The organism is Mesorhizobium sp. KR1-2 (assembly GCF_040045035.1).
Lineage (GTDB): Bacteria > Pseudomonadota > Alphaproteobacteria > Rhizobiales > Rhizobiaceae > Pseudaminobacter.
Genome location: NZ_JBDZDS010000006.1, coordinates 52148 through 69362, shown reverse-complemented (window position 1 = coordinate 69362; position 17215 = coordinate 52148). Strand labels below are relative to the sequence as shown.

Below are 17215 nucleotides of genomic sequence, written 5' to 3'. Positions count from 1 at the left end.
TAAGGTCTCTGTAATCAGTGGTTGTGGGACACTTGTTCAAAATTTCATTCATCGAAGCAATGCCAGCGGCGAGTTGTGCCCCCGCTGGACTTCACGGAGTATTGCCGATGCGGCAGTCCTTTACAACGAGGCGGACAGACACACTCGACTACATTCAATCACTGCTTGGCCAATTACGCACCATGGCCGAAAGTGAACGCTGCGACCTGCTCGCCTTCCTGATCGAGATGGCCTACATCGAAGTCAGCGACATCATCCGTGGCCAGCGCCCGTTACGGGTCCAGCAGGACAAGCGACACAGCGCCACCTGAATGGCGCTCGAGCCGGCCAGCGAGGTCAAGTTCAAGCAGGATCATGAAGATTTGGGCCGGGTGCAGTCCCGTGTGGCGGATGATCTCGTCCACGCCGACAGGGACCGGACCGAGCGCCTCCACCACCCGCGCGCGATCATCGTCGGCGGGGGGCGGCGTCGCGCCGAAATCTGGTGGTTCCTCGAAGGAGGCCGGCGCGGATATTGGCGCAGAGACTACCGAGCCGATCAACGGCGCTATCGCCGAGATGACGTCGCGGGCGTCAGTGACGAGGATCGCTCCGTCCTTGAGCAGGCCGTTGGTGCCAGCCGCGCGCGGGTCAAGCGGGGAACCCGGCACGGCGAAGACCAGCCTGCCCATCTCACCTGCTAGCCTCGCGCTGATCAGGGAGCCGGAGCGCTTGGCGGCCTCGACCACCACAAGGCCCAGCGCAATGCCGGCGACGATACGGTTGCGGCGCGGAAAATCCTGCGCGCGGGGCTCCCAGCCGAACGGCATTTCGGAGACAATGGTGCCGCCGCTTGAAGTTATCTCTTCGATAAGATTTATGTTCTCAGGCGGGTAGGGCCGATCTAGGCCACCGGCGAGAACGCCGATGGTGCCGGTCGCAACGCTGCCCTGATGGGCGGCGGTGTCGATGCCGCGTGCCAGGCCGGAAACGACCGAATAACCCTCGCGGCCCAGTTCGGCGGCCAGCGTGCGCGCCATCTTGATGCCGGCCAGCGAGGCGTTGCGCGCGCCGACGATCGCCACAGAGGGCAGACCGAAGACGTCGGCCGTACCTTTCATCGCCAGCAGCGGTGGCGGATTGTCGATGCGCCGGAGAATTGGCGGGTAGTCGGGCTCGCCAATGCAGACGAAACGCGCGCCATGTTTTCGCGCGGTTTCCATCTCCGCTTCCGCGTCGGCCATCGACGGAATGCGCACAATGCGGCCGGCTCCGCCGGAGATCATCAATTCCGGCAGCATCTCTATGGCGGCTTCGGCCGAACCGAAGCGGTCGATCAGGTCACGGAAACTGGCGGGGCCCACATTGGGAGTGCGGATCAGGCGCAGCCAGTTCAATCTCTGCCGGTCGCTGAGGCGGGGACCGGCTGCCTTGTTCATCCCTTGGCCCCGATGCGCGTTTCCGTGCCGGAAAGCAGCCGGGAGATGTTCGCGTGGTGTTTTATAAACACGATGAGGCTCATGATCGCAAAAAGGGCCGCAATGTCACGAAGGCCTAGGAAATAAAGCGAGACCGGCACCGCGATCGCGGCGACCAGTGCCGCAAGCGAGGAATAGCGCGTGAGGAATGCGACGAGCAGCCAGACGACGGCGAAAACCAGCGCACCCTGCCAGGCAAGGCCGATCAGCACGCCGAGATAGGTAGCGACACCCTTCCCGCCCTTGAAACCGAGCCAGACCGGGAAAAGATGGCCGAGGAAGGCGCCGAAGCCGGCCAGCAAAGCGGCTTCCGGTGCATAAAGTCCGGCGATAAGCACTGCCGCGGTGCCCTTCAGCGCGTCGAGGAGGAGCGTCAGAGCGGCGAGTTTTTTGCTCCCGGTGCGCAGCACGTTGGTCGCGCCGATATTGCCCGAGCCGATCTTGCGCACGTCGCCCAGCCCGGCCGCTCGCGTGACCAGCAGGCCGAACGGGATCGAGCCGAGCAGATAGCCGAAGGCAAGCGCCGCAACGAAAACGGACAGCGGAAGCTGCCAGGTCAAAGGATCCATCTATTTCCCCCTCGGTGCCGCTCGCGGGCGGCCCGAATTCACGCCGAAAACACTGTGCGGCCCGCAACCATCGTTTGCAAGACCCTGCCTTGCAGCCGCGCGCCCTCGAAGCAGGTGTTCTTGGAGCGCGAGCGGATGGCATCTTCGCGCACGACCCATGGCTCGTCGAGATCCACCAGTACAAGGTCAGCCGCCGCGCCGGGTTTCAGCGTGCCGCCCGGCAGGCCGAACAACTTGGCCGGCCCGGTCGAAAGCGCCTCGACCAGACGTAGCAGAGGCACTTCGTCGTTGTGGTGGAGACGCAGCGCCACGCCCAGAAGCGTTTCGAGGCCGATTGCGCCATCGGCGGCGTCGGCGAAGGGCAGGCGCTTGGTGTCGACGTCCTGCGGGTCGTGCGACGACACGATGATGTCGATGGTGCCGTCTCGCAGCGCCTCGATCATCGCCTGCCGGTCGTCCTCGGTGCGCAGTGGCGGCGAAAGCTTGAAGAAGGTGCGGTATTCGCCGATGTCGTTCTCGTTGAGCGAGAGGTGGTTGATCGACACACCCGCGGTGACGTTCGCGCCATCGGCCTTGGCGCGGGCGACTGCACCGGCCGACAGCGCGGTAGAAATCTTGGCGGCGTGGTAGCGCCCGCGCGTCAGCCGAGCCAGCAGCAGGTCGCGTTCGAGCGGGATAGCCTCGGCTTCGCGTGGAATACCCGAAAGGCCAAGCCAGCTCGCGTAGAGCCCTTCGTTCATGACGCCAGAGCCGCCGAGGTGTGGGTCCAGCGTCTCATGCGCGATGACCGCGCCGAAGTCGCGTGCGTAGGTCAGCGCGCGGCGCATGGTCAGCGAGTTGGCGATGGTGTGCCGGCCGTCGGTGAAGGCGACAGCACCGGCTTCGCGCAGCAGGCCGAACTCGGTCATCTCGCGGCCTTCAAGGCCCTTGGTGACAGCGGCGGCGGGAAACACGTTGACGAGTGCCGTGTCGCGCGCGGTGCGCAGCACGAATTCGACCAGCGCAACATTGTCGATCACCGGGTCGGTGTCCGGCATCATAACGATGGAGGTCACGCCGCCGGCAGCAGCCGCAAGGCTGGCCGAAGCGATGGTCTCGCGGTGCTCGGCGCCCGGCTCGCCGATGAAGACGCGGCCGTCCACAAGGCCGGGGATGACGGTCTTGCCGGCGCAATGGATTACGCTGGCACCGTCAGGAGTGCCCTGGTTCAGGGCCGTCGTGCCCGAAGCGACAATTTTCTTGCCGTCGACGATGACCGAGCCGATCTCGTCGATGCCGCGCGAGGGGTCGACGATGCGGGCCTGCTGGAAAACGGTGACGCTCATGCCCGGCCTCCGTCCTGGTTGCGGCGCGGGTCAAGCAGCGCCTCCATAACGGCCATGCGCACGGCCACTCCCATCTCGACCTGTTCCTGGATGACGCTTTGCGGACCGTCGGCTATCTCGGAGGCGATTTCGACGCCGCGGTTCATCGGGCCGGGGTGCATCACCAGCGCATCCGGCTTCGCGGCCTTCAGCTTTTCGGCGTCGAGGCCGAAATAGCGGAAATATTCACGCACCGACGGCACGAAGGCGCCCTCCATGCGCTCGCGCTGCAGGCGCAACATCATCACCACGTCGGCGTCCTTCAGCCCCTCCGCCATGGTCGGGCAGACCTCGACGCCCATCTGCGCAATGCCCGAGGGCAGCAGCGTGGACGGCGCCACCACGCGCACCCGGGCGCCCATGGCGTTGAGCAGCAGGATGTTGGAGCGGGCGACGCGCGAATGCAGGATATCGCCGCAAATCGCCACCGTGAGGCGGGAGAGCGCGCCCTTGGCGCGACGGATGGTCAGCGCGTCGAGCAGCGCCTGCGTCGGGTGCTCATGCGCGCCGTCGCCGGCATTGACCACCGAGCAGCCCACCTTCTGCGCGAGAAGCGCAGCAGCGCCCGCAGAGGCGTGGCGGATAATGAGTATGTCCGGCCGCATCGCGTTCAGCGTCATGGCCGTGTCGATCAGCGTTTCGCCCTTCTTCACCGACGAACTCGCCACCGACATGTTCATCACGTCGGCGCCCAGTCGCTTGCCGGCGAGTTCGAACGAGGACTGTGTGCGCGTCGAGGCTTCGTAGAACAGGTTGATCTGCGTGCGCCCGCGCAGCGTGGTCGTTTTCTTCTCGTTCTGGCGTGAAATTGCCACCGCGGCGTCGGCCCGGTCCAGCAGCAATTCTATGTCGATGGGAGATAGGTCGCGTATGCCAAGCAAATGGCGGTGCGGAAAAAGCGGCAGGGCTGAAATGTCGATCATCTTAAAGCCGTCCTATAGGCTCGTGCCGATGCCACCGCAAGCGGCGGACGGCGGATTGAAGCGCTTCTTTCCCGGGATTTTCATCGCGTGGTAAGGATAGCTTGGGTTATAAAGCCTTCGAACCAACTTCGGATTCGCATCGTGCACCGAAGAGCAACCCCAAGGATTGCGCGTGAGCGACGAGGTAACCAACCAATCCCCGCCTTTGACCGGAGGCAATGCCTGGCGGGGCGACCCGTTGCTGGTACAGATAGCGGAGGATTTTTCCGAGCCCGTCCGCAAGGATCTGGATGGCGTCGGCCGCTTCGTTCTCAGCGCCGAGGCGCAGGATCTCGCCCGGCTTGCCAACAGCGAGACGCCCAAGCTCCGTACGCATGACCGGCAAGGACGCCGCCTCGACATCGTTGACTATCACCCGGCCTATCACGCGCTGCTGCGCCGCTCGGTAACCAACGGCCTGCATTCCTCGATCTGGGAGAATGGCGCGCATGAGACCGGTCGCCGCCACCAGGTGAGGGCCGCGCGCTTCTACCTCACCGCGCAGCTGGAAACCGGGCACCTTTGCCCCATCACCATGACCAGCGCTTCGCTGGCCGCGCTGATGGCCAGCCCAAAGCTGTTCCGCGAATGGGCGCCGCGCATCACAACCCGCAAATACGACCAGGCCCAGAAGCCGCCAGTGGAAAAGACCGGGCTGACGCTCGGCATGGGCATGACCGAAAAGCAGGGCGGCACCGACGTGCGCGCCAACACCACCCGCGCCGAGCGCGCGGCCAACGGCTTCTATCGCATCACCGGCCACAAATGGTTCATGTCGGCCCCGATGTCGGATGCCTTCCTGGTGCTGGCGCAGGCCCGCGAGGGGCTGTCGTGCTTCCTGATGCCGCGCATCCTGGGCGACGGCAGCGGTAACGGCTTCCGTTTCCAGCGCCTGAAGGACAAGCTCGGCAACCGTTCCAACGCTTCATCCGAGGTAGAATTCGTCAACGCCCTTGGCGAGATGGTTGGTGAACCGGGACAGGGCATCAAGACCATCATGGACATGGTGACGCTGACGCGGCTCGACTGCGCCATCGCCTCCTCGGGGCTCATGCGGGCCGGGCTGGCCGAAGCGATCAATCACACCCGCCATCGCCAGGTGTTCGGCACCAATCTCATCGACCAGCCGCTGATGCAGCGCGTGCTTGCCGACATGGCGCTGGATGTCGCCGGCGCCACGGCGCTGTCGTTCCGGCTGGCGCGTTCCTTTGACGAGGCTGCGGCCGATCGCGGCGAGGCGGCTTTCGCCCGCGTCATGACCCCGGTGGTGAAATACTGGGTGTGCAAGATCGCGCCGGCGCTGCTCTATGAGGCGATGGAGTGCCTGGGCGGCAACGGCTATGTCGAGGAGATGCCGCTGGCGCGCTTTTACCGCGAGGCCCCGGTCAATGCGATCTGGGAAGGCTCCGGCAATGTGATGGCGCTCGACGTGCTTCGCGTTCTGGGCCGCGCGCCCGGACTATTTGAGGATGTGCTGGCCGGCATCGAGCGGGATCTTGGTTCGAGCGGGCGCGGCACCACCAGCGTGCTGCGCGCGGCCCAGCAGGTGGCCGCGTCGGATGAGGGCTCTGCGCGCATCCTCACCGAGCAGCTTGCGCTGTCGGCCGCTGCGGCGGAACTTCGGCGCATGGGGGCAGGGCGCATTGCCGATGCCTTCATCGAGACGCGGCTGGCCGGCCAGTGGCGCGGCACCTACGGGATGCTCGATGCGCGCCACGATGCGCGCATGATCGTCGATACCCTCTATCCGGTGATCTGAGCCGATACAGCCAAAACCGCGGGAATGGTGAGGAACGAGGCCACCGCCTGCACCGTGGTGACGGCGGCATAGAGTTCTGCGTCGCCGCCGAGCTGGCGGGCGAGAAGATAGCCGTTCATCGCCGTCGGCACCGCGGCGCAAAGCGCCAGATAGGAAAGCTCGCTGCCGCTGACTCCAAAGGCCAAGGCGGCTCCGATCAGCAACGCTGGAAACAGCATCAACTTCAGCGCGACCGGAAGCAGCAGGGCGAAGCGCGGCCGCCACAGGTCGCCCAAGTGCAGGCCCGCCCCAATCGCCAGCAGACCCATGCCGAGCGCCGCACTGCCCACCAGCCCAAGCGTCTGGTTGAACGGTCCATAGAGTTGGAACGGCAGGAAACGGAACAGGATGCCCGCGAGCGAGCCCAGGATCATCGGGTTGATCGCCATGTCGCGGCCAATTCTGCGCCAGTTGGCGCTGCGGTCGGCGAAGCGCGTTACCAGAAGTACCGTGGCGAGATTGAGCGGAATGATGATGATCGCCATCACCAGCGCCACCACGGCAGTGCCTGCCGGCGGAAAGATTTTTTGTGCGATCGCCAGCGCCATAAAACTGTTCCAGCGCACCGCTGTCTGGAAGATCGACGAGAACTCGCTTCTCTGGATGAAGCCGGCGCGTCCGAGCAGCGGCTACAGCGCGCAGGTGAGGGCGATCATCGCCGTCAGGGCGGCCGCCAGCGCCAGCATCATGGCGTTGAGCTGGAGCCCTTTGAAATCGGCGTTGTAGATCGTCACGAACAGCAGCGCCGGATAGAGGAACCAGTAGCCGATCTGCTCCAGCCCGACCCATGCTCCCTGATCTATCAGAGGCACGCGTCGCAAAAAGTTGCCGGCCAGAATCAGCAGAAAGATCGGCAGGATACTGTCGAAAATCGCGATCATAAGGGGACTGCGGGAACGTTGGGCGGAGGTTGGCAAGCGATCCATACGGCCTATTTCCCCACGTTGCCAATCTAGCCGGCTATCGTTGTTAACCTTAATAAATGGTTACCGTTGCGAAGAAATGGTTAACGCTTACAGTGGTGGGAATCCAAGGACGACCATGCGCACCAACCACGGCCATATACCGACCTGCCACGCCACGGCTGCCGTCGCGCCGTCGGTTCAGGCCGTGCGTGATCTGCCGGCCGCGGCGCGAATCGGCAGAGGATGCTGATGCGCTACATCCTCATCCTCTGGGCTTCACCGCTGCTGATCTTCTGGGGCTGGTTCGGACTGTCGTTCTACGACATCAATTTCGGCTACGTCATGCTGACGCGCCGGGTCCATGACCTGGTGTTCCAGCTCTACGGCCAGATGCTCGGCATCGACCCGCAGACGATTCCCGCCTTGGTCGCCAAGGCCTGCATCTTCGATACTCTGATCGTGCTGGCGATTTTCGCTTTTCGGCGCCGCCGGCAGATGGGCGCCTGGTTGCGGATGCGGCGCGAGCGCTATCTCGGTACCGTGTCCTCGCCGAGGGCGTGAAGCCTGTCCAGGACGCCCTGCAGGATGAAGGCGGCAGCGGCCGAGTCGATCTTCGTCTTCCGCTTGGCGCGTGACATGTCCATCTCGATCAGGCTGCGTTCGGCCGCCACCGTCGATAGCCGCTCGTCCCAGAAGGCGAAGGGCAGGTCGGTGAGCCTGGCGATGTTACGCACGAAGGCGCGGGAGGCCTGCGCTCGCGGTCCCTCGCTGCCGTCCATGTTGACCGGGAGGCCGATCACCACCGCGCCGGTATTTTCCTTGCCGAGCAGTTCCAGCAGGGCGGCGGCGTCGATCGAGAATTTCTTGCGAATGATCACCGGCCGCGGATGGGCGAAGGAGAGGCTGCGATCGGACACGGCGACGCCGATTGTCTTGTCGCCGAGGTCAAGTCCGGCCAGCGTCTTGCCGCCGGCCAGTAGCCGCGGCAGGTCTTCGATCGCAACGATGTTCAAGGGCGGAGAGCTTTCCTTTTGACTTGGCACCGCCGCCTTCTATCCTTTGGGCGATTAAAAATCGAGGAGGCGTCAGCCATGAAGATCACCTGGTACGGGCAATCCGCGTTTCGCGTGGAAGTGGGCAACGCCAAGATCCTGATCGACCCGTTTATCCAGAACCCGCTCTGGACCAAGGGCTGGGAAGGCCCGGCCGAGGGCGCCACTCATGTGCTGCTGACCCATGGCCACAACGACCACATCGGCGATTCCGCGGCGATCCTCAAAAAGACCGGCGCCATGCTCGTCGCCAATTTCGAGATCTGCATGTATCTGGTCGGCCAGGGTGTGAGCGGCAACCAGATCAATCCTGGCAACCATGGCGGGACGGTCGATTGCGGCGGCTTCACCACCACTTTCGTCAATGCGCTGCATTCCTCGTCATACGCCGGCGAGGGCGGGACGAACACCTATCTCGGCAATCCGGCCGGCCTGGTGCTGCATTTCCCCAACGACCGCACGCTCTACCACATGGGCGATACCGACATCTTCTCGGACATGGCGCTGATCAACGAACTGCACGAGCCCAAGATCGGCATCGTGCCGGTCGGCGACCGCTTCACCATGGGGGGCGCCGTGGCCGCGCTTGCCTGCCGGCGCTTTTTCGATTTCGAGACGGTGATCCCTTGTCACTACGCGACCTTCCCGTTGCTCGACCAGACCCCGGAGAAATTCGTCGCGGGCATGGGAGGCTCGGGCGTGGAGGTCCTGGTGCCCGCAGTGGGCGAGACTTTCGAGATTTAGCGTGCGCACGGGCTCGTTCTTGGACATGATTGTTGCGTGTCGCGCCCGGCGCCGCTATAGCCCGGACACGATAACCAGCCCGGTTTTCCGGAGAATCTTTGATGTCCGTTGATATTGCCACTGTAAAGCGCGTCGCGCATCTCGCCCGCATCGCCGTATCCGAAGAGGATGCCGAGCGCATGACGGGCGAACTGAACGCCATTCTCGGCTTCGTCGAGCAACTGAACGAGGTCGACGTTTCCGGCGTGGAGCCGATGACCTCGGTGACGCCGATGGCGATGAAGGAGCGTGCCGACAACGTTACCGACGGCAGCAAGGCTGCCGACATCGTTGCCAATGCGCCGGTGACCGACGAGAACTTCTTCCTGGTCCCCAAGGTGGTGGAGTAACGCCGCGTGGCCTTAGAGATCGCGACCGAAAGCCCGCTGCAGGATGATGTGCGCGGCCTGATCGCCGAACTCAATGCTGCCTTACATGAGCTGACGCCGCCGGAATTCTGCTATCACATGACGGCGGAGCAGATGGCCGGGGCCGACACCACGGTCTTCATTGCCCGCGACAATGGGGAAGCGGTGGCCTGCGGTGCCCTCAAACGCCATGGCGGCGAACTGGGTGAGGTCAAGCGCATGTACACGCGCCCCTCGTATCGCGGCCGGAGGATCGGCTTCGAGATCGTCGGCCGCATCGAGGCGCTGGCGCGGGGCGAAGGAATAAGGCGGCTGGTGCTTGAAACCGGCGACCGGCACCCGGCCGCCTGGGCCGTCTATGAGCGCGCCGGCTTCTCGCGCTGCGGCCCGGTGCTCGACTATCCGGATTCGGAATGGTCGGTGTTTTACGAAAAGATTTTGCAGGCTGAATGACGATGAGCGACCTGACCAGACTGACCATTTCCGAGGCCCGCGCCAAGCTCCGCTCCAAGGAGATCAAGGCAGGCGAACTCACCGAGGCCTACCTCAACGCGATCGACGCGGCCAACGGCGCCTTCAACGCCTATGTCACGGTCACGCACGACCAGGCGCGCGAGATGGCCAAGGCCTCCGACGAAAAGCTCGCCAAGGGTGAGGGTGGCGCGCTGGAAGGCATCCCGCTCGGCATCAAGGACCTGTTCGCCACCGAAGGCGTGCACACCCAGGCCTGCAGCCACGTGCTGGACGGCTTCAAGCCGCGCTACGAATCGACCGTCACCGCCAATCTTTGGGCCGACGGGGCCGTCATGCTCGGCAAGCTCAACATGGACGAGTTCGCCATGGGCTCGTCGAACGAGACCTCCTACTACGGCGCGGTGATCAACCCGTGGCGCGCGGCTGGCTCGAACAAGCAGCTGGTGCCCGGCGGTTCCTCCGGTGGTTCGGCCGCGGCGGTCTCCGCTTGGCTTTGCGCCGGCGCCACCGCCACCGACACCGGCGGCTCGATCCGCCAGCCGGCTGCCTTCACCGGCACGGTTGGTATCAAGCCGACCTACGGCCGCGTCTCGCGCTGGGGTGTTGTCGCCTTCGCCTCGTCGCTCGATCAGGCGGGGCCAATCGCGCGCGACGTGCGCGATGCGGCGATCCTGCTCAAGTCCATGGCTTCGGTCGACGTCAAGGACACCACCTCCGTCGATATGCCTGTGCCGGACTACGAGGCGGCGATCGGCCGCCCCATCAAGGGCATGAAGATCGGCATTCCGAGGGAATATCGCGTCGAGGGCATGCCGGCCGAGATCGAGGCGCTGTGGCAGAAGGGCATCGCCTGGCTGAAGGATGCCGGCGCCGAGATCGTCGACATCTCGCTGCCGCACACGAAATACGCGCTGCCGGCCTATTACATCGTCGCGCCGGCGGAAGCCTCGTCCAACCTCGCGCGCTATGACGGCGTCCGCTACGGCCTGCGCGTGCCGGGCAAGGACATCATCGAAATGTATGAAAAGACCCGCGCCGCCGGTTTCGGCCGCGAGGTCAAGCGCCGCATCATGATCGGCACCTATGTGCTCTCGGCCGGTTATTACGACGCGTACTACCTGCAGGCGCAGAAGGTGCGCACCCTGATCAAGAAGGATTTCGAGGACGTCTTCGCCGCCGGCATCGACGTGATCCTGACGCCGGCGACCCCGTCCGCGGCCTTCGGCGTTGCCGACCAGGAGATGGCCAGCGATCCGGTGAAAATGTACCTCAACGACATCTTCACGGTGACGGTGAACATGGCCGGCCTGCCGGGCATTGCCGTGCCGGCCGGCGTGGACGCCAACGGCCTGCCGCTCGGGCTCCAGCTCATCGGTCGGCCCTTCGACGAAGAGACGCTGTTCCAGACCGCCCATGTCATCGAGCAGGCGGCCGGACGCTTCGAGCCGGAGAAGTGGTGGTAATCGCTCTGCGCCAGTCGGATTGAGGCGACGGCATGTTCTTCGTCCTGTCCAAGGTGTTCTGGTTCTTCATCCAGCCCTTGAACCTGTCGTTGTTTCTTCTTCTCGTGGGCGTCGCCGCGCTGCTTGCCGGCTGGCGGCGCCTGTCGATCGCAGGCTGCGTCTCCGGCTTCCTGATCCTGGCGCTCGCCGCATGGACGTCGATTGGCGCAATGATGCTGACCCCGCTCGAGGAGCGGTTCCAGCGTCCCGCCTTGCCGGAAAAGGTCGACGGCATCGTCGTGTTGGGCGGGGCCTCGAAGGCGCCATCAACCTCGCTCGCGGCGGCTACGAGATGAACAGCGCCGGCGATCGTTTCGTCGAGACAGCCGTTCTGGCTCGGCGCTTCCCGGACGCCAAGGTCGTTGTCTCCGGCGGCGTGGGCACGCTCATCCTGGAAGGCGAGGGCGATGCCGATACGGCCGAGCGGCTGTTGTCGGCCCTCGGCGTTGCGCGGGAGCGCATGGTGCTCGAGAACAAGTCGCGCGACACTTACGAAAACGCGATCTTCACCAAACAGCTCGTGTCGCCGAAGCCCGGCGAAACCTGGCTGCTGGTCACGTCGGCTTTCCATATGCCGCGATCCATGGCCCTGTTCCACAAGGCGGATTTCGAGGTCTTGCCGTGGCCGGTCGACTACCGCACCTCGGGCCGGGAAGGCGTCGGTCTCATGCGCGACAACCCGCAGGATTCACTGCAAAACACATCCCTGGCCATTCGTGAATGGCTCGGGCTGCTCGCCTACTGGCTTTCCGGGCGGATCGACTCGCCCTTTCCAGGTCCGGTCTGATCCGGCTCCAGCACCGCCAAACGGGCCGCTGAGAAGAACTGTCGACGCAGCAGGACCGCGAACAGGATAGTGGTCGTGACAACGAATACGGCCGGGTTAACGAACCAGCCGAGATAGCCGAGCGAAAAGAAGATAGCGCGCAAGCCGGAGTTGAAATGCTTGCCGGCCAGGATGTTCATCTGAGTGGCGCGGCGTACCGCAGCCTGCAGGGCATGGCTGTGGAACCCATCTTCATGCGCCATCGGCACTGCGCCCACCAGAATGGAGCAGTAGTTGAACAGACGGTACGACCAGCCGAACTTGAAGAACGCGAATGCCAGGATCATGATCAGCCCGAGGATTTTCACCTCGAAGGATGGTCTTGAGATGCCGCCGGCCAACGGCAGGTCGGACAGCACTGAGAGCACGTGATCCGACGCGCCGAGCAGGGCGAAGCAGCCGCCAACCGCGATCAGCGAACTTGAGGCGAAGAACGCAGTGCCCTGCTGCAGCCCGACCATGATGTTGGTGTCGATCATGCGCAGTTCCCGTCGCGCCATCGTCTGCATCCAGGCTGCGCGCTGCGCATTCATCGCCAAGGTCAGCGAGACGCGGCGGACAAGCCTGCCGTCGGAGGCAAGAGAGTGCACCAGCCAGACAGCGAGGAAATAGGCGACTGCCGCCAGGTCGCAAAATGTCAGCGAAAGAGAATCGAGCATACCCGAAACCATATCACGGCCGGCACAGGTCGGTGAAAGCCGGACATCAGTCGGTCACGCCACAGTTCGGACGCAGCGCTTACCGACTCCTTTACGCGAAGCCGAAATCAAATGATTGATTTTGCACAAATTGCAGGTAGTGCGTGCATGGCTGCCATGCAGGACTTGCCATGCTTTCGCCTCTTTTGCGGTTGCGGATGTGCGCGCAACGGGATATCCATGGCGCCTCTATGAGGTGGTAGAGGCGTCTTTCGAATCACGTCCGCACCGGTTCTTGGGGATTGAAAAAAGACATCATGGACGAAAGCGTTCAGAAATCCTGCTGGGGCTTGACCGCCAAGGCAGTGATTGGATTTGCCGGTATCATCCTTCTTGCCTGGCTTGTGAGCGGCGCCGACAAGGTCGCTGTCCTCGCGGGAGGATAAATCGAGGGATTGGCAACGAGGTTTGAGAAGAGACGCGGCTTTCGCGTCTCTTTTCTTTTGGGCTTGCCCCTTCCATGTCGTTGGCGAAGCAGCCGAGGTCGGGAAGCGCCAAGCTTCGCCTGACAAAGGCGAACAAACATCCTAATACTGTTCCGGCAAGGGCACGTGCCCTTCCTGTCCGTCCATGGAGATCTGCCGCTCGTGTTCCTGTCGGTTTTCGACCTTTTTAAGATTGGCATTGGCCCTTCGAGTTCCCACACCATGGGCCCGATGACAGCGGCATCCCGCTTTCTCGAAGAAATCCTGGGCAATGATTGGCCGCGCCCTGCGAATGCGAAAGTCGATCGCCTTGCGGCCAGCCTGCACGGTTCGCTTGCCTATACCGGCGTAGGTCATGGCACGGACCGGGCTGTTATCCTGGGCCTGACCGGCCTGATCCCGACAACCGTCGATCCGGACCACTCCGACTCTGTCATCGACAAGATCACGCTTGAGAAGCGGGTCACGCCTCCGGGTCATCCGTCCTACCGCTTCGATCCGGCCGTCGACCTTGTGCTGGACAAGAAGACGCCGCTTCTCGGACACGCCAACGGCATGGCGTTCTACGCCTATGACGGCGACGACCAGCTGCTGCTGAAGCGCATCTATTATTCGATCGGCGGCGGCTTCGTGGTGTCGGAAGAGGAGTTGCAGCGTCTCAAGTCGCACGGCGAAACGCCTTCGAGCGTCCAGGTGCCATATCCTTTCCGAAACGCGGTCGAGATGCTGGCGATGGCGGCGGAGAGCGGCCTGTCGATCGCCGAGATGAAGCGGGCCAATGAGGAGCGGCATATGTCGCGCGACGAGCTCGACGCCGGCCTGGACCGCATCTGGGGCGCGATGAAGGGCTGCATCGATCGCGGCCTGTCGCAGGACGGCATCATGCCGGGCGGGCTCAAAGTGCGCCGCCGCGCCCGCCAACTGCACGACAAGCTGCAGGAAGACTGGCGCCGGAACAAGCCGAACCCGCTGCTGGCCAACGACTGGCTCTCGGTCTATGCCATGGCGGTCAACGAGGAGAACGCGGCTGGCGGCCGCGTTGTCACGGCACCCACCAACGGTGCGGCAGGCACGTTGCCCGCAGTGCTGCGCTATTGGCTGCATTTCCACCCCGAGGCCGATCAGGTCAGCATCCGCGACTTCCTGCTGTCGGCTGCGGCCGTGGGCGGCATCATCAAGACCAACGCTTCAATTTCAGGCGCCGAGGTCGGCTGCCAGGGCGAGGTGGGCTCGGCTTCGGCCATGGCGGCGGCAGGCTTGTGCGCGGTCATGGGTGGCACGCCCGAACAGGTGGAGAATGCGGCCGAGATCGCGCTCGAGCACCATCTCGGCATGACCTGCGATCCGGTCGGCGGCCTCGTCCAGGTGCCTTGCATCGAGCGCAACGCGCTGGGTGCGGTCAAGGCGGTCACGGCGGCGTCGCTGGCGATCAAGGGCGACGGCACGCATTTCGTGCCGCTCGACGCGGCGATCGAAACCATGCGCCAGACCGGCATGGACATGAACGAACGCTACAAGGAAACCAGCCTGGGCGGTCTTGCCGTCAACGTCGTGGAGTGCTGAACTGCCACGCCTGAGAACGCGCTGGCGGCCGGCTCTGTGGACAACCGGCCCAGCGCGTTGACCCGGACACCGCCCGCGCTAAACCTTCAGCCATGGCCCTGAACCTCATAAAACTCTGCGTCGGCTGCGACAGCGTCGAGGATCTGGAAGAGTGGATTTCCTTCCGGCTCGATGAGCGTCGCCGCGCAGGCGAGCCGGTGGAGCAATATCACACGACCCGGATGGTTCCGACGCGCCGCGACGAACTCCTCGACGGCGGCTCGCTCTATTGGGTGATCAAGGGTAGCGTTCAGTGCCGCCAGCGGCTGCTGGATGTCCGGCCCTTCGTCGACGATGAGGGGATTTCGCGCTGCCACCTCGTGCTCGACCCGGTGGTGACGCGTACCGATTGGCAGCCGCGCCGCGCTTTCCAGGGCTGGCGCTACCTGAAGGTGCAGGATGCTCCGGCCGACCTCGGTGCAGGCCACGCCGGCCTGGCGGAAATGCCGCCTAAGCTCAGGCAGGAGCTTGCCGACCTGGGGCTTCTGTAGCCGCGGTCACGGGGCTGCGTCCGGCCTGACCAGGCCATCTCTAACGCTCATGTTTGCACGCAAACGAAAGGCTGGCACAGGTCAAGCGTCAGCCTTATGCGAGTCGATGGAACTTAGCTTAAAACTCTGAGACGACCCTCAAGACCGCCAGTTACGAGAGACGTATCCTGATGGCCGGGTTCCCGTCTGGTGCCACGACGCGGAGGCGAATCGTCGCGAGCGGCATGGTGCTTCGCCAGGTTCTGGCGCCGTGGCTGAGGAGGAGGCCCACAAGATCCTTTGTCTTGAAGCGAGGGGCTCCGGGTCGGATGTCGGCAAGGCGCATCGATGCCTGATGCAGCGCCTGCATTCCGATGTCGGAGGGGCGCTTTTCCTGGCGGCGCGGATCAATGAAGCCGAGGACGTTTTGCTCACCAATCACGATTAGGACTCCTTCGACACGGCTACCACCGGGAGGGTTTCTGTTGCAGGTGACTAGTTCTGGATGGCGTAACAGCTGATCTTTTGCTTCTTCAGTGCCGCGCAAGCATCCCACGCCGCGACCTTGGAGCCGAAGCCGCCGAAGCGTGCGCGGTGATAGGTCACGCCGCCCTTCTCGAATGGCACGGTGAAGCCGGAGGCCTTGCGGAGCACGCCCGGCGCCTGCTTGCTGGTCTTGTCGAGGATCGACTCGGCCTCGGCGCGGCTAGGCGAGGAAGCGATCTGCACCACCCATCCCGATGCGGCGACGGACGCCGTCTTGATGGGGTCGACTTGCGGCTTGGCGACTGCTGCTTCGAGGGCGGCCTGCGGGCGCGACGTAGGCTCTGCGTAGGCCTGCAGGGTCGGGGCGGGGACTTCTTCCGGAGTAGGCGCGGCCTTGGCCTTGCGAACCGGCGCTGCCGGAGCGTCGTCGACAGATGCAACAGTGACGTCGGCAGCGGGGCGCGTGTCGGGGGTGGGTGCTGCCTGCTTAGGCAGTGCCGCAACCTTGTCGACGGCGTCGAAGTTCGAGCCGCCGGCTCTTGCGACCAGCGGAGCACCCTTGCCGCTGTTGGAGGCGCTGGGCAGGTATTTCATGATCAGGTCGGCCATGTGGTTGTCGCGGCTGGCACCGCTGGCGCCACCCATGACGACGGCGACGATACGGCGGTTGCCGTCCGTAACCGACGACACGAGATTGAAGCCGGATGCGTTGGTGAAGCCCGTCTTGATGCCGTCGACGCCCTTGATGCGCCCGAGCAGGCGGTTGTGGTTGGGCATGCGCTGGCGGCCATAGGTAAAGGACGGCGTGGAGAAATAGCCGTAATACTGCGGATAGTGCTCGCGCAGAGCGAGGCCGAGGGTGGCCATGTCGCGCGCGGTGGTGAACTGTGCGCTGTTGGGCAAGCCGTTGGCGTTGCGGAACACGGTGCCGGACATGCCCAGCGAGCGTGCCTTGGCCGTCATCATGCGGGCGAAATTCTCCTCGGAGCCGCCGAGCATCTCGCCAAGGGCGGTGGAGGCGTCGTTGGCGGACTTGGTCACCAGCGACAGGATCGCGGTCTCGACCGTCACTGAGCCGCCTGCGCGCACACCGATCTTGGTCGGCGGTTCGGCGGAAGCGTGGGCCGAAAAGGGCACCAACGTCTGCTTCGTGATCTTGCCGCGCGAAAGTGCCTCGAAGGTGAGGTACAGGGTCATCATCTTGGTGAGCGAAGCTGGATAGCGGCGCGAATCCGCATTCGCCGAAAATAGGACCTTGCCCGTGTTGGCATCGATCACGAAGGCGGCGTACTTGGAATTCTGCTTGGCTGCCTGGGCGACGGCCGTACTTGCGGCTACGACGCTCATGGCTATGGCGAGGAGGCCTGCAATCGCTGATTTCGCAGAGAATATCTGCGTGAAGGCGAAGCCGGCAAACGCTTGACGCACTGTTACACCCTTTGATTTTTGTTGCACCCGAGGCGGCAAAGGCTCC

The 17215-nt window shown here is 64.0% G+C and carries 20 protein-coding genes and 1 pseudogene; 11 read left to right on the top strand and 10 right to left on the bottom strand.

Features of this window, described 5'->3' with window-relative positions; translation table 11 throughout:
• Window positions 1-182 precede the first annotated feature (182 nt).
• Window positions 183-311 carry a hypothetical protein gene (locus tag ABLE85_RS13635; protein ID WP_348793287.1) on the top strand — a complete coding sequence of 43 codons (129 nt, stop codon included), beginning with the start codon at window positions 183-185 and terminating at the stop codon, window positions 309-311.
• Here the strand turns inward: ABLE85_RS13635 and dprA are convergent.
• Genes dprA through ABLE85_RS13615 form a run of 4 tightly spaced genes read right to left on the bottom strand, consistent with a single transcriptional unit; the run spans window position 273 to window position 4313 of the window.
• Window positions 273-1418, bottom strand: a complete 1146-nt coding sequence (gene dprA / locus ABLE85_RS13630) for a DNA-processing protein DprA (RefSeq protein ID WP_348793286.1) — start codon at window positions 1416-1418, stop codon at window positions 273-275. The two genes, ABLE85_RS13635 and dprA, sit on opposite strands and share 39 nt — an antisense overlap.
• The gene (gene plsY / locus ABLE85_RS13625) at window positions 1415-2026 is read right to left on the bottom strand and encodes a glycerol-3-phosphate 1-O-acyltransferase PlsY (protein ID WP_348793285.1); all 612 of its coding nucleotides are present in this window, start codon (window positions 2024-2026) and stop codon (window positions 1415-1417) included. The genes dprA and plsY overlap by 4 nt, the downstream gene beginning before the upstream one ends.
• Before the next feature lie 38 nt (window positions 2027-2064).
• Window positions 2065-3351 carry a dihydroorotase gene (locus ABLE85_RS13620; RefSeq protein ID WP_348793284.1) on the bottom strand — a complete coding sequence of 429 codons (1287 nt, stop codon included), beginning with the start codon at window positions 3349-3351 and terminating at the stop codon, window positions 2065-2067.
• Entirely contained in the window at window positions 3348-4313 is a 966-nt protein-coding gene (locus ABLE85_RS13615) for an aspartate carbamoyltransferase catalytic subunit (RefSeq protein WP_348793283.1), read from the bottom strand. The genes ABLE85_RS13620 and ABLE85_RS13615 overlap by 4 nt, the downstream gene beginning before the upstream one ends.
• A 172-nt stretch (window positions 4314-4485) precedes the next feature.
• On the opposite strand from ABLE85_RS13615, the gene ABLE85_RS13610 reads away from it, so the two are divergent.
• A complete protein-coding gene (locus ABLE85_RS13610; RefSeq protein WP_348793282.1) occupies window positions 4486-6111 on the top strand; it encodes an acyl-CoA dehydrogenase family protein in 1626 nt (541 codons plus the stop codon).
• Here the strand turns inward: ABLE85_RS13610 and ABLE85_RS13605 are convergent.
• Window positions 6096-6698, bottom strand: coding sequence for an AEC family transporter (locus ABLE85_RS13605; protein WP_348793281.1), 603 nt, complete (start codon window positions 6696-6698; stop codon window positions 6096-6098). The two genes, ABLE85_RS13610 and ABLE85_RS13605, sit on opposite strands and share 16 nt — an antisense overlap.
• Window positions 6699-6779: 81 nt before the next feature.
• Window positions 6780-7031, bottom strand: a complete 252-nt coding sequence (locus ABLE85_RS13600) for a hypothetical protein (RefSeq protein WP_348793280.1) — start codon at window positions 7029-7031, stop codon at window positions 6780-6782.
• 273 nt (window positions 7032-7304) lie between these two features.
• Between ABLE85_RS13600 and ABLE85_RS13595 the strand changes: the two genes are divergently transcribed.
• Complete coding sequence (locus tag ABLE85_RS13595; protein WP_348793279.1) at window positions 7305-7616, top strand: DUF6105 family protein; 312 nt, start codon at window positions 7305-7307, stop codon at window positions 7614-7616.
• Here the strand turns inward: ABLE85_RS13595 and ruvX are convergent.
• On the bottom strand, window positions 7583-8068 hold the full coding sequence (gene ruvX, locus ABLE85_RS13590; RefSeq protein WP_348793278.1) for a Holliday junction resolvase RuvX: 486 nt from the start codon (window positions 8066-8068) through the stop codon (window positions 7583-7585). The two genes, ABLE85_RS13595 and ruvX, sit on opposite strands and share 34 nt — an antisense overlap.
• 78 nt (window positions 8069-8146) lie before the next feature.
• On the opposite strand from ruvX, the gene ABLE85_RS13585 reads away from it, so the two are divergent.
• The 5 genes and pseudogenes from ABLE85_RS13585 to ABLE85_RS13565 all read left to right on the top strand — a co-directional run bounded on the left by ABLE85_RS13585 (window position 8147) and on the right by ABLE85_RS13565 (window position 12021).
• Entirely contained in the window at window positions 8147-8851 is a 705-nt protein-coding gene (locus tag ABLE85_RS13585) for a metal-dependent hydrolase (RefSeq protein WP_348793277.1), read from the top strand.
• 101 nt (window positions 8852-8952) lie between these two features.
• Complete coding sequence (gene gatC / locus ABLE85_RS13580; protein WP_348793276.1) at window positions 8953-9240, top strand: Asp-tRNA(Asn)/Glu-tRNA(Gln) amidotransferase subunit GatC; 288 nt, start codon at window positions 8953-8955, stop codon at window positions 9238-9240.
• Between the two features lie 6 nt (window positions 9241-9246).
• A complete protein-coding gene (locus ABLE85_RS13575) occupies window positions 9247-9711 on the top strand; it encodes a GNAT family N-acetyltransferase (RefSeq protein ID WP_348793275.1) in 465 nt (154 codons plus the stop codon).
• Window positions 9712-9713: 2 nt separating this feature from the next.
• Window positions 9714-11195, top strand: a complete 1482-nt coding sequence (gene gatA, locus ABLE85_RS13570; RefSeq protein WP_348793506.1) for an Asp-tRNA(Asn)/Glu-tRNA(Gln) amidotransferase subunit GatA — start codon at window positions 9714-9716, stop codon at window positions 11193-11195.
• 32 nt (window positions 11196-11227) lie between these two features.
• A pseudogene (locus ABLE85_RS13565) lies at window positions 11228-12021 on the top strand (YdcF family protein).
• On the opposite strand, the gene ABLE85_RS13560 reads toward ABLE85_RS13565, so the two are convergent.
• A complete protein-coding gene (locus ABLE85_RS13560; protein WP_348793274.1) occupies window positions 11973-12719 on the bottom strand; it encodes a DUF599 family protein in 747 nt (248 codons plus the stop codon). The pseudogene ABLE85_RS13565 and the gene ABLE85_RS13560 sit on opposite strands and share 49 nt — an antisense overlap.
• 281 nt (window positions 12720-13000) lie before the next feature.
• Here ABLE85_RS13560 and ABLE85_RS13555 point away from each other — a divergent pair, with 281 nt between their 5' ends.
• The 3 genes from ABLE85_RS13555 (at window position 13001) to ABLE85_RS13545 (ending at window position 15276) form a co-directional block, all read left to right on the top strand.
• A complete protein-coding gene (locus ABLE85_RS13555; RefSeq protein WP_348793517.1) occupies window positions 13001-13144 on the top strand; it encodes a hypothetical protein in 144 nt (47 codons plus the stop codon).
• A 201-nt stretch (window positions 13145-13345) separates the two neighbouring features.
• Complete coding sequence (locus ABLE85_RS13550) at window positions 13346-14746, top strand: L-serine ammonia-lyase (RefSeq protein WP_348793273.1); 1401 nt, start codon at window positions 13346-13348, stop codon at window positions 14744-14746.
• Window positions 14747-14838: 92 nt separating this feature from the next.
• On the top strand, window positions 14839-15276 hold the full coding sequence (locus ABLE85_RS13545; RefSeq protein WP_348793272.1) for a DUF1489 family protein: 438 nt from the start codon (window positions 14839-14841) through the stop codon (window positions 15274-15276).
• A 151-nt stretch (window positions 15277-15427) separates the two neighbouring features.
• Here the strand turns inward: ABLE85_RS13545 and ABLE85_RS13540 are convergent, their stop codons facing one another.
• Both ABLE85_RS13540 and ABLE85_RS13535 read right to left on the bottom strand, forming a co-directional pair.
• Window positions 15428-15697 carry a hypothetical protein gene (locus ABLE85_RS13540; RefSeq protein ID WP_348793271.1) on the bottom strand — a complete coding sequence of 90 codons (270 nt, stop codon included), beginning with the start codon at window positions 15695-15697 and terminating at the stop codon, window positions 15428-15430.
• Between the two features lie 53 nt (window positions 15698-15750).
• Window positions 15751-17169, bottom strand: coding sequence for a D-alanyl-D-alanine carboxypeptidase family protein (locus tag ABLE85_RS13535; RefSeq protein WP_348793270.1), 1419 nt, complete (start codon window positions 17167-17169; stop codon window positions 15751-15753).
• Window positions 17170-17215 lie beyond the last annotated feature (46 nt).

Coding starts and splice junctions, on each gene's coding strand:
- ABLE85_RS13585 (WP_348793277.1), top strand. CDS start 8,147: ATGAAGATCACCTGGTACGGGCAATCCGCGTTTCGCGTGGAAGTGGGC.
- gatC (WP_348793276.1), top strand. CDS start 8,953: ATGTCCGTTGATATTGCCACTGTAAAGCGCGTCGCGCATCTCGCCCGC.
- ABLE85_RS13560 (WP_348793274.1), bottom strand. CDS start 12,719: ATGCTCGATTCTCTTTCGCTGACATTTTGCGACCTGGCGGCAGTCGCC.
- gatA (WP_348793506.1), top strand. CDS start 9,714: ATGAGCGACCTGACCAGACTGACCATTTCCGAGGCCCGCGCCAAGCTC.
- ABLE85_RS13545 (WP_348793272.1), top strand. CDS start 14,839: ATGGCCCTGAACCTCATAAAACTCTGCGTCGGCTGCGACAGCGTCGAG.
- ABLE85_RS13595 (WP_348793279.1), top strand. CDS start 7,305: ATGCGCTACATCCTCATCCTCTGGGCTTCACCGCTGCTGATCTTCTGG.
- plsY (WP_348793285.1), bottom strand. CDS start 2,026: ATGGATCCTTTGACCTGGCAGCTTCCGCTGTCCGTTTTCGTTGCGGCG.
- ABLE85_RS13635 (WP_348793287.1), top strand. CDS start 183: ATGGCCGAAAGTGAACGCTGCGACCTGCTCGCCTTCCTGATCGAGATG.
- dprA (WP_348793286.1), bottom strand. CDS start 1,418: ATGAACAAGGCAGCCGGTCCCCGCCTCAGCGACCGGCAGAGATTGAAC.
- ABLE85_RS13620 (WP_348793284.1), bottom strand. CDS start 3,351: ATGAGCGTCACCGTTTTCCAGCAGGCCCGCATCGTCGACCCCTCGCGC.
- ABLE85_RS13615 (WP_348793283.1), bottom strand. CDS start 4,313: ATGATCGACATTTCAGCCCTGCCGCTTTTTCCGCACCGCCATTTGCTT.
- ABLE85_RS13605 (WP_348793281.1), bottom strand. CDS start 6,698: ATGGCGCTGGCGATCGCACAAAAAATCTTTCCGCCGGCAGGCACTGCC.
- ABLE85_RS13600 (WP_348793280.1), bottom strand. CDS start 7,031: ATGATCGCGATTTTCGACAGTATCCTGCCGATCTTTCTGCTGATTCTG.